Origin of the sequence: Mesotoga infera (assembly GCA_011045915.1) — a bacterium.
GTDB classification, from domain to species: domain Bacteria; phylum Thermotogota; class Thermotogae; order Petrotogales; family Kosmotogaceae; genus Mesotoga; species Mesotoga infera_D.
This window is the reverse complement of sequence record DSBT01000061.1, coordinates 25054-36232: the sequence shown is the minus strand read 5'-3', so window position 1 is coordinate 36232 and position 11179 is coordinate 25054. Positions and strand designations below refer to the sequence as shown.

Genomic DNA, 11179 nt, shown 5'->3' with positions numbered 1-11179 from the left:
TTACGCGGTGGGACTCTGGCAGTTTTCGGGAAGATTCGAGACAAGCTGGGGACCATTTACTGCAGCGGCTCTCATCGGTGCAGTCCCTATGGTGATCTTCTTCCTGGTGTTACAGGATTACATTGTTGGAGGTTTGACACAGGGAGGAGTGAAAGAGTAGTTTTCTCTCGACATGTTCTTCCCTGCCGATATGTTTTGAATTGCGAATCAAAAAGAACGAGTCTGAGCCCACTTCGGCTGCAAGGCCGGAACCGGGCTCTTTTCAATAGCCGTCAAAAGGCAAGTGCCGCTCTCTGCGTCCGTAAGTAAGAAAGTCGGGGCAGCGATCGTATATAATTGTAGAATGATTGAGAACCAAAGCAAATACTGATTTTCTGAAACAGGCATTTCTTTGCAGAGGCCCGTTTTGCTTTGATGTCAAAGAGTGGAAGGAGTTTGCAATGGAGTTCATCTATCCACGATACGACGGTAATTCTATAGTAAACCTATCGGCGGCCATTCTGAAGCATTTTGGAGCTGAGGTACCCTCCGGGGTGAAGGAATACTCTTTTCCAGAGAACGGGCTGGATCTTGAAGGAATAGAGAAGCTTGTCGTGTTCATCGTGGATGCAGTCGGTTACTACAATCTCTCGAAAGTGCTGGAGAGCAACAGCTTCAAATACTTCACAAGAGAGGACTTAAGAATGCTGACATCCGTCTTCCCTTCGACCACTTCGAGTGCCCTCACGTCGATATTTACCGCATCGGTTCCAGGAGAACACGGAATAATGGGTTATCTTCAAAACATGCCGGAGTTCGGTGGACTTGTAAATATGATCGAATTGACTCCTTACACTCAAGACAGAGACAACCTCACCAGACTGGGTTTCGATCCTCTCAAGTTCAATCAAAGACCTACCGTCTTCGAATCTCTCAAGGAAGCGGGTGTGAAAGGATACCACCTTACTTCGAAGAGCTTCGTGAACACCGGCTTGACGAGGATGCATTCGCGCGGAGGTATTGCACGGGGCGTACACGGCCTTGGTGATATGTTTGAAGAGTTAGATGTTATTCTTTCATCGGAAGAAGGTCCAAACCTGACCGTTGTCTACTGGGGACTTATCGACACGTACGGCCACAGATACGGACCGAATTCCCTGTCATATATTTCGGAGACTGCAATACTGTTCTCCGCATTTGAAAGATTTTTCGAAGAGAGGGTGCAGCAAGACACCGCATTATTAATCACAGCCGATCACGGTCAAATTGAAACCCCCTGGGAACACGAGATCTGGTGGTCAAAGTTCGATCCTGTCTTTGAGGAGATGTACTCGATGCCCGGAGGCGAGCAGCGGATGTCTTATATCTATTCCCGTGACAGAGAAAAGACCAGGAAAAAGATGGAGGAGGAATTCGGGGATTATCTGGAGATTCTTGAACCATCGGAAACCGACGAGATGAAGCTCTTTGGAAAATCTTTGACTAATACCCTGAGAAAGAGAAGAGGTGAGTTAATAACTATCTCTAAAGGTGATTATTCATTGTGTTTCAAATATACCGGGCAGGAACACTCTCTTAAAGGGAGACACGGGGGAATGACTCCTGAGGAAATGCTTGTTCCACTGATTCTTTTGAGAAAAGACTAATGTTCTCCTTCGGACTTCTTCTCCCAGTTTATCTCGGCTATTGACTTCTGAAGATAAATCGGCTCCAAACTGGAGTACTTTGTTGTTTCCCCGCCAGAGAATTTCTCGACAGCAATGTCTCTCATTATGGAGGGATCGTACCGCTTCACTTCACTGATTCTGAAGCCGTTAAATAACGGATCCTTCTCGCCATCTAGGAAGAGCTCGATCTCTGAAGCGTCGATTCGAGAAACAAGTTCTGCCGTGCTTGTGAAACTCGTCTCTCCAAAGGGAGTTCCATTTCTGTACTCTCTCCAGTAGTAGTGCCCCTCTCTTCCACGTCTCAAGACTGCGAATCTCTCGCTGTCGATCGGCCTTGCAAGAATGTCAAGAGAGTTGAACTGGACGGTGGGAAGATCGAAGGGAAAAGCCATTCCCTTTGCCGTTGAGATACCGACCCTCAGTCCCGTAAGCGAACCGGGTCCGACCCCAACTCCAATGAAATCGAGTTCCGAGACTTTGAGCTTCGAATTCTCCATGGACTGTTTTATGATTACGGCCAACATCGAGCCGTATCTGTCGATCTCTTGCGCTCTGACGTCAATAACTGCCCTGCCATTACTGACAGAGAGAAGAAGGGTTCTTGAAGAAGTATCGAAACATATGTACTTCATCGCATCTCCTCAGTTAAGATTCTTGAAGCCCTCGCCGAAGACTTCAGAATTGTTCACTATTATAACAAAGGCCCGTTTGTCTGTAGCTTTCACAATATGCCTCAACTGTCCGATCTCCCTTCGTCTAATCGAGACCATAAGGACAGGCCTATCCTCGCCCGAGAAGCCGCCGGTGGCCTTCAACATTGTAGTACCGCGCTCCATTTCTTTGATGATTCGACTCTTTATCGATTCACTTTCCTTGCTTATCACAAAGGCCGTCCTGGTGTTTCCCACACCCTCGATTATTCCGTCTATTGTCTTGCTGGTGGTGAAAATCGTTATAATCCCGTACATAGCAGCAATTGGACCGAACACAAGGACCGCAAGCAAAGTGATTAATGAATCGCTGATCAGTAGACCCGTGCCAGTGCTGAAGCCAAGATACTTGGAAAATATCATCGCAAGGATGTCCGTACCTCCGGTCGAGGCCCCTCGCCAGAGAACCAAGCCCATTCCCGCACCTGCAATTACACCGCCGTAAATTGCCACCAGAAGAAAGCCGTCTTGAGTCGTAGAGGCATCGAAAACTGGGAATTTCACTCTCTGAAGAAGATCAACACTCAAGGACATCAGAACCGCAGAGTATATTGACTTTATTCCAAAACCCACTCCCAAAATCACGAAGGCAAGAAGAAAGAGAGCAATGTTGTACACAAACATCTGGGCACCTACCCAGAGTCCAAAGACCCTAAAAACAATTATTGCCAGTCCGCTCACCCCGCCGGCAATGATGTTGTTTGGGATCATGAATGACACTATTGAAACTGCGGTAAGCGCTGATCCAATCGTGATCAGAAAGTAATCGAGAAAAGTCTTCCTGCTCAACTCACTCTACAACCCTCGAATTTTTGAGCTTCGCAATTTGCTGGAGAAGTTTCTTCTCCTTGCTTGAAGGTTTGCCAATATTGACTCTTACGGTTACCAGTAGGTCTCCGCGCCTACCTCCAGATACACTGGGAACGCCGAGATTCTTCATTCTGAAGACCGTGTTGGGACTTGTCCCCGCCGGGACTTTGAGGGTCTCCGTTCCCCCCTCTGGAAGCGAAACCTCTGATGTAGTACCGAGCGCCGCTTCAACATAGTCTATCTCTTTGCTGATATAAAGATCATTCCCGCTACGCCTGAACTCCGTGGGCATTTCGACCCTAACACTGACATAAAGATCGCCATACGGGCCTCCATTCTGTCCTGCATTCCCATGACCGCCAATCCTCAGCGTTGCGCCATTTTCAACACCCGCAGGAATCGTTACACTGACCTTGTGTCTCTCCTTCTCGAAGCCTCTTCCGCCGCAAACACCACATCGCTTGTCAATTATTCTTCCCGAACCGTTGCAGGTGTTGCAGGCATGGGTATTGCTAAACATTCCAAAGAATGATCTATGCTCTTCCTTCACATAACCGCTGCCGTTACACGTGGGACAGGTTCTATAGCTTGTTCCGTCCTCCGCACCCGTTCCGTTACAGCTCTGACAGACCTTGTTCCTGTCGTATTCGAGAACTACTTTCTTCCCCAGGATTACGTCTCTCAGCTCAATAACGACCGAAGCGTGAATATCCTCTCCCCTGACTGCTCGCGGCCCCTGAGATCTGCTGCTGGCACCGGATCTGCTTCCTCCAAAAAAGACGTCAAAGACATCCTGGAAATCCCCAAAGATTTCGTCGAAATTTCCTCCGGCATTTCCCGGCGTCCTCCCCGAACCGCGGCTGAATGAAGAGGGGTCGCCGACATATCCGAAACGGTCGAACATTGCCCTCTTCTCCTTGTCTGAGAGAACCTCATACGCCTCCTGGATCTCCTTGAACTTCAATTCAGCATCCTTCTTGCTGGATCCCTTATAGGCATCCGGATGCCATTCCTTGACCAGCTTCCTGTATGCCTTTCTTATATCGTCGTCGGAAGCGTTTCGAGAAACTCCGAGAATCTCATAATAATCTTTTCTTGACTGAGCCATCTATATCACCACCGAAGGCTCTCACTCGAACTCAGAAGAGTTGTTTACGGCAACAACGACTCTAGCAGGTTTGAGAACCTTGCCATTCATTTTGTATCCGCTTTCCACGACACCAAAAACGGCCATGTCCGAAACATCGTTTGAAGAAACGGTCTCCTCAACCTCATGGGAAAAGGGATCAAAGGGTTTGCCGATCTCGGGAAGTATAAGTGAGAGCCCTTCGTCAAGCATGAGCCGCTCGATAGATTTGTGAATCAATCTAATACCCGAGACGAGACCCTCGCTTGAATCTTCAGCGTTTTCCAGAGCACGTCCAAGATTATCGTACACATCTATTAGTTTGAGAATCGTCTTCTCTTTGTGTCTCTTTGAGTTCTCTTCCGATTCGCGAATAAGGGCATTTCTGTAGTTGATGAACTCCGCTCTAAGTCTTGCATTTTCTTCCTTAAGCGCTCTTATCTCATTCTTCAACATTTCCGTCTCGTCTATCTCAGACTCTTCTTCAGCGCCACTTGCATGTCCGTTTCTTTCTTGGCCTTCCTTGATTTCTTCTATTTCTGACTCTTCGCGCATTTCGGATCCCTGAATCTCGTTCTCTCCGAGTCTTTCTCTCTCATCTACTTCTTTTTTGATTTCTTCTAGATTCTTTTCATTTTTGGCTTGCCTCATATTGCCTTCCTCCTATCTATTCGAAAAAACCTCTGATAATCTGTTTATTGAAAAGTTCAAGTACGCGTTTATCTTCTCGTAGTAGGTCAGCTTCGGCGAAATAATGAAGACATATCCTATCTTCTCATTTTTTCTTGTGTATGGGGAGGCAAACACCGCAAAGTTCTTGAGCTCATCCCTGCCTACTTCATCGCCTATGAAGACCCTGTAATCATCGAATTCACCAAAGGAGCTTAGCAACAACTCAAGATTCCTCGGATTTTCCACAGATCTTACAAGGCCAGAGATATCTGAAGAATCGAGATGGTCGTTCGAAATAATAAACTCTAGGCCGTACTTGTAGTACTTCTCTTCGTTTTCCTTCTCGAATATGCTCTGCAAGAAGTGTATGATATCCTGGAATCTTCTGTCGTGCCACTGATCGTATCTCAGTTCTACATTTCTGATTCCCTTTCTTATCTCGCCGATATTCTTTCCTACGACGGCCATATTTACATACCTCTGAAAACTGGAAATGTCGAAATCGCTGGTGCCTACAAAAACAGTAGTGTTAAGACTGACTCCAAGATCGGTGACTATTGACACGTTTAGGTAGCCATCGGTTATCTTCGAAATAGCTACGCTGTTGACAAGCAAGCCGTCAAACTTGGGTTTCTCAATCACCACGAATCCCGATACGGCACGAGCAAGTATCCTTGTCATCCCCTGCAAGAGATGCTCCACATCACCAACAACGCTTGTCTGTCTTATAGCTATCGCAACATTGCTCTCCTGGAGATCTTCGGTGATGGTCCTTACCGAATCAAGGTAAAACCTCAACCCCTTGTCCGTCAGAACACGGCCCGCAGAGGTATGGGGTTGGTATATATATCCTAGAAACTCGAGTTTTCTCATGTCATTTCTTACCGTTGCAGAACTGAACTTGAGATTAGAGTGCTCCAGAACCTGTTTAGAACTCACAGGTTTTCCAGAAGAGATGTATTCTCTAGAAACGCAGTATAACACCCTTATCTGCCTTGGATTCAGTTCTGGGCCACCTGTTCGCTTTTTCGACACTTAGCACTCCCTCCCATAGACTGCTAATAAATGTTACCATATGCCGCCTCTGTTGTCAACTTCAGAGACCGATGATACAATCAATAAGAGCGAAAGGGGTGTGATCAATGAGGTTATCTCAGGTCATAGAACTCCTCGGCAACAGTGTTCTTCAGGTGGTGAATCCCGGTAACATCGATCCGGAATTTGATCATATTGAGAGTGATTCAAGAGTTCTTAGAGAGAATAACCTCTTCATATGTATCAAGGGAACGAGTTTCGATTCACATCTGATTGCGAGGGAACTTCAGAGAAAGGGCGCAGTCGCTTTGATAGCGGAAATGCCGATAGAAGACGAGGAAGTGAGTGTTCCTGTTGTTTATGTGAAGAGTTCCCGTTTTGTCGAGGCATTGCTTACCATGGAAGAGTACAGCCATCCTTACAGAAAACTAACTACTATCGGTGTAACTGGCACAAATGGCAAGACGACCATCACAACCCTTATCTACCATGTTCTCTCTTCATTTGAAAGAAAGGCATCACTGATAGGCACCGTGAGAAATGTTGTGGGTGAGAGTATATATTCGAACCCAAAAAATACAACTCCAGGGCCCGTTGAACTGGCGAAACTTCTCCAGCTTTCGGCAAAGATGAAGAGCGAGTATTTCATAATGGAGGTCTCTTCTCACTCACTTTCAATGAACAGGGTAGAGGGAATGCGCTTCGATGTTGGAATAATCAGCAACGTGACAAGAGATCACCTGGATTTTCACCTCACCTTTGACGATTACTACAGGTCTAAGATGAGGATGTTCTCTTTGTTGAAGGCAAATGGAATCGCCATCGCAAATGGTGACAGGTTGAACATTGCAGACATCCACATCGCCAGAAACAGAATCACCACTTACGGTTTTGGTGACGAGTCGGATTACAGGATCGAGAATCTGGATATTTCCCGAACGGGAATGGATTTCACGATACAGACTCCTTACGGCTCCTCACACAGAATCTATTCGAGATTGATTGGAGAACACAATGCCTACAATATTGCGGCCGCCATTGCCGCACTCAATTCACTTAATTACGACCTTAATCACATAGCCAAAGCAATTTCCTCTTTCGGCGGCGTGCCCGGAAGATTCGAGTTTGTTGAGGAAGCAACCAAATACGGCTTCGATGTTGTGATTGACTTCGCGCACACACCGGATGCTATGGAGAAACTCCTGAAGACTGCTAGAAGACTGACTCCGGGGAGGTTGATTCTTGTCTTTGGAGCCGGTGGGTCGGCCGATAAAGGAAAGCGGCCGTTGATGGCTGAGGTCTCTTCTAAATTCAGTGACGTGGTTATTCTCACTTCCGACGATCCAAAGCTTGACGACCCTGTAGAGATTCTACAGGATCTTGAAAGCGGCGTAGACAAGTTCAAGCCGTATCTTGTCATTCCCGACAGACGGGAAGCAATATCCGTTGCGCTTACGCTGGCGAACCGCCAGGATATGGTCTTGATAGCCGGACGTGGCCATGAAGACTTTCAGATTCTACGTGACAGAAAGGTTCCCTTCAACGACAAACTGGTAGTAAAGGACATACTCGAGAGCAAGTTCCGGAGGCACATCAAGAAGTGATACCGAAATCGACGGTTGAAGAATTTCTGATTCGCACAGAAGAAAGACCGATTGTAATAGATTCAAGAAGAGTGTCGAACGAAGATGTCTTCGTGGGACTGAAGGGCGAACGTGTGGATGGTAACGACTTCGTTGACGATGCCCTATCGGCAGGAGCTTCTCTGGTCTTTTCCAGCAGATCATCTGCAAACAGCAGAGTAATAACGGTTGACGATACTAAAGAACTACTAGTAGAAGCGGCAAGAAAAGTTCTCTCTCGATCACACCTGAAGAGCAGGATCGGAATCACTGGTTCTAACGGGAAGACCACAACGAAGGAGATAACGGCGCATCTTCTTTCGAAACTTGGAAAGACCTTCAAAACGGCCGGCAATTTGAACACAGAAATCGGCTTGCCTTTGTCTCTGCTCGAAAACAGGAGAAGGCTAATCTCATCTCAGTACGGAGTCTTCGAATTCGGGACAAGTGCTAGGGGAGACATAGAGAGTCTTGTTAATCTCGTGGAGCCAGATATCTGCGTACTTCTCAACGTTGGAACTGCTCATGTGGGAAACTTCAATCAACCCGAAGAACTGCTGATGGAGAAGCTCTCAATATTCGATTCGAGCAGGCTCACCAAGGCAATACTGGGAGGATGTGATGAAAGGCTTAGGGAGTTTGCCGCCAGCTTACCGGTGGAGACAGCCCTCTTTGGAAGAGACAACGCCGACTTTTCCATAATTGATTTCTCATACGACGGGTGCGACACGATGCTTCACTTCGACTGTCAAGGAGATCGTTTTGCAAGGTTAAAGGGTATCTGGAGCTACGGACAGCTGATGGATCTTGGGGCCGCTTATCTTGTGACACTTTTTGCGGGCCTCCCCGAGCCCTCTATTTTTCTCAATGACTTAAGGCTGCCTTTCAAGGACAGATTTTCAGTCGAGACTCTCCACGGGATAACCCTGATAAGTGATTTCTACAACAGCAGCCTCGAATCCTGGGAATCGGCAATAGTATCGATTCAGAAACTAAGACACTCAAGAAAGATAGCCGTTGCAGGATCAATACTAGAACAGGGTAGGGAGTCGAAGCGAACTCACGAAAAACTGGGAAAACTCTTGAAGAGCTTTGACAAAACGGTTTTTTTCAATCAGGACAAAGCAATTGAAGCGGCTTCGAAGAATGTGGAGCCTTCCTTTGTAAGCAGTGAAATTGGGGAAGTGGCTTCCTGGCTCCACAGAAACGTCGTGCCCGGAGATCTGATCTTCTTCAAAGCATCAAGAGCGGTAGCCCTTGAAAGAGTTTATGAATCCTTCATGGAGCTGATTCGAAATGCCTAGAGAAGCCTTGTCCTTCCTTCTGGCGTTTCTGTTGAGCGCACTTGCCATCGAGCCCTTCAAGAGATACCAGAGAAGGAATAGGATCGGTCAGTATATTCGAGAGGAAGGGCCCGACCTCCACAATTACAAAACCGGAACGCCCACGGCGGCGGGGATCATTTTCCTTCCCATCGCGCTTTCTGTAGCCTTGATCTTTGCCTTCAGTATCGAAATCTTGATCGTGATACTCTCGGGCGTGCTATTTGGAATTATTGGACTTGTCGACGACCTTTCAAAGATCGTTAAGAAGAATGCATCGGGTTTGAGCGGCAGACGAAAACTGTTGCTGCAGTTCCTTTCGGCCTCGATAATTGTCTTTCTCATTCAATTTGCCAATCCCCACACTCACATGACGCTTCCCCTTCTCGGGAAGATCGACTTCGGTTTTGCCTACTATCCAATCTCGGCAGTAATAATCGCCGGAATGAGCAACGCAGTGAACCTCTCGGATGGAGTTGACGGACTGGCAGGTTCGATGTTCATTTTCTCGCTTGCTCCGATGCTTTTCCTTCCTGTTTGGCAGAACGGAATAATCGCACCGATCTGCGGCGCTCTCGCAGGCTTTCTATGGCACAACTGGTTTCCAGCGTCTGTTTTTATGGGAGATACCGGAGCGATAGGATTGGGCGGAATGATAGCTGTTATGTTTTCCGTGGACGGCCGGGAAGGCTACCTCTTATTCTTCGGCATGATGTTCCTTGTCGAGATGTTCAGCGTCATCATCCAGGTGTTTTCCTTCAAAACCTTTGGGAAGAGGGTGTTCAAAATGTCTCCCATACACCATCACTTCGAGCTTTCAAACTGGAAAGAAAGCAAGATCGCCTTCAGATTTTCGTTGATCTCTTTTATTGGAGCAGTCTTTGGACTGCTAACCTGGTAGGTGCGTATGATGCTAAAAGGAAAGATCGGGTTTGTGGGATTCGGAATATCCAATCAGAAACTCCTGACGACGTTAGTTGAAGAAAGGGGCCCACTATCGCTGTTTGTTTCCGACAGCGGAGCTATAGCAGAAGAAGCAAAGACACTCTTGAAAGGGCACGCCATAGAATTTGAAGAGAGTGGACATACCGATAAGCTGTTTGGCTGCGATTCTTTCGTCGTTTCTCCTGGGGTTTCGCCATTTTCCGAAGTGGGCAGTAGAATTATCGATTCGGGCAAGTACTTCACAACCGAGCTTGAAGTCTCTCTCGACAGACTGTGGTCTAAGCCCAGGGGAACCGTAATAGGCGTGACCGGAACAAACGGAAAATCGACAACCGTAACTATGTTGAATCACATCATCTCCGGAAAGAAGCGAAGGGTCTTTCAGGGAGGAAATCTGGGAGATCCTCTAGCCGGCGTCACGGGCGAAGACTTCGATTACTACGTTCTCGAAGTCAGTTCCTTTCAGCTCAGGTGGTTTGCAAATGAGCAGAAGCGTTTTCATCTCTCTGTTATCATTAATCTGGGAGAAGACCACCTCGACTATCATAAGAGCCTTGACGACTACTTCAAATCCAAACTACGGCTGGCAAAGATGACAGAAGGAATGACTCTTCTGCCAGAGGGAATTATAGATAGTTATAAAGAGTCGCTTGCCGACTGCAAGCTTCGTTTGTTCTCGATGTCGAACTCGGGAGACGATACTTTCGACAGGGAATACTTGAGAATCTCCGGTGTAGAGTTCAAGACGGCAGATCTTCCATACGTCGGTCTACATAACTTCGAGAATACACTGGTAGTTTTGATGATCTCACAACTCATCGGCCTTCCGGCTGAAGATGTTTTCCAAGAGCTGAAAAGCTACTCTTTTCTCTCCCACAGACTCCAGCTGGTGAGAGAGTTTGAAGGGGTGAAGTACTACGACGATTCGAAGGCGACCAACGCCCACGCAGTCAGTGCTGCTCTGAGGAACTTCGAACTATCGAAGACAATTCTGATTCTCGGGGGTCAGGAGAAGGATGAGACATACATCGAGTTGATCGAACAGTTAGGTCAACTGAAACACGTTGTCATGATGGGAACCTCAATGAAGACTTTATCTGCTAAACTTCAAATGAGGGGAATCCCCTTTTCTGATGCGGGGGACATGGCCGATGCAGTGTCCATAAGCAAACGGCTTGCAAAAGATGGCGATTGCGTGGTTCTGAGTCCGGCAGGGTCCAGCTTCGATCTTTACAGAAACTATGGAGAGAGAGGAAATCATTTCAGAGAGATAGTAAACGCATTGGAGTGA

The 11179-nt window shown here is 47.1% G+C and carries 10 protein-coding genes; 5 read left to right on the top strand and 5 right to left on the bottom strand.

The genetic code is table 11. The features are described 5' to 3' along the window. Positions 1-440 precede the first annotated feature (440 nt). On the top strand, positions 441-1625 hold the full coding sequence (locus tag ENN47_02170) for an alkaline phosphatase family protein (GenBank protein HDP76994.1): 1185 nt from the start codon (positions 441-443) through the stop codon (positions 1623-1625). On the opposite strand, the gene tsaB is transcribed toward ENN47_02170, so the two are convergent. Genes tsaB through hrcA form a run of 5 tightly spaced genes read right to left on the bottom strand, consistent with a single transcriptional unit; the run spans position 1622 to position 5999 of the window. Then, complete coding sequence (tsaB, locus tag ENN47_02165; protein ID HDP76993.1) at positions 1622-2278, bottom strand: tRNA (adenosine(37)-N6)-threonylcarbamoyltransferase complex dimerization subunit type 1 TsaB; 657 nt, start codon at positions 2276-2278, stop codon at positions 1622-1624. The two genes, ENN47_02170 and tsaB, sit on opposite strands and share 4 nt — an antisense overlap. A gap of 9 nt (positions 2279-2287) precedes the next feature. After that, on the bottom strand, positions 2288-3145 hold the full coding sequence (locus ENN47_02160; GenBank protein HDP76992.1) for a YitT family protein: 858 nt from the start codon (positions 3143-3145) through the stop codon (positions 2288-2290). A 1-nt stretch (position 3146) separates the two neighbouring features. Beyond that, entirely contained in the window at positions 3147-4274 is a 1128-nt protein-coding gene (dnaJ, locus tag ENN47_02155) for a molecular chaperone DnaJ (protein ID HDP76991.1), read from the bottom strand. A 21-nt stretch (positions 4275-4295) separates the two neighbouring features. Beyond that, positions 4296-4943 carry a nucleotide exchange factor GrpE gene (locus ENN47_02150; protein ID HDP76990.1) on the bottom strand — a complete coding sequence of 216 codons (648 nt, stop codon included), beginning with the start codon at positions 4941-4943 and terminating at the stop codon, positions 4296-4298. A 12-nt stretch (positions 4944-4955) separates the two neighbouring features. After that, the gene (gene hrcA, locus ENN47_02145) at positions 4956-5999 is read right to left on the bottom strand and encodes a heat-inducible transcription repressor HrcA (protein HDP76989.1); all 1044 of its coding nucleotides are present in this window, start codon (positions 5997-5999) and stop codon (positions 4956-4958) included. A gap of 107 nt (positions 6000-6106) precedes the next feature. On the opposite strand from hrcA, the gene ENN47_02140 reads away from it, so the two are divergent. From ENN47_02140 to murD, 4 genes are read left to right on the top strand one after another with little or no spacing between them, the layout of a single operon-like run. Beyond that, complete coding sequence (locus tag ENN47_02140; GenBank protein ID HDP76988.1) at positions 6107-7603, top strand: UDP-N-acetylmuramoyl-L-alanyl-D-glutamate--2,6-diaminopimelate ligase; 1497 nt, start codon at positions 6107-6109, stop codon at positions 7601-7603. Further along, positions 7600-8925 (top strand): UDP-N-acetylmuramoyl-tripeptide--D-alanyl-D-alanine ligase, encoded by a 1326-nt coding sequence (murF, locus tag ENN47_02135; GenBank protein HDP76987.1) that lies wholly within the window; start codon positions 7600-7602, stop codon positions 8923-8925. Before ENN47_02140 ends, murF begins: the two co-directional genes overlap by 4 nt. After that, positions 8918-9844 (top strand): phospho-N-acetylmuramoyl-pentapeptide-transferase, encoded by a 927-nt coding sequence (mraY, locus tag ENN47_02130; protein HDP76986.1) that lies wholly within the window; start codon positions 8918-8920, stop codon positions 9842-9844. Before murF ends, mraY begins: the two co-directional genes overlap by 8 nt. A gap of 9 nt (positions 9845-9853) precedes the next feature. Then, positions 9854-11179: a UDP-N-acetylmuramoyl-L-alanine--D-glutamate ligase gene (murD, locus tag ENN47_02125; GenBank protein ID HDP76985.1), complete on the top strand. Its 1326-nt coding sequence runs from the start codon at positions 9854-9856 to the stop codon at positions 11177-11179.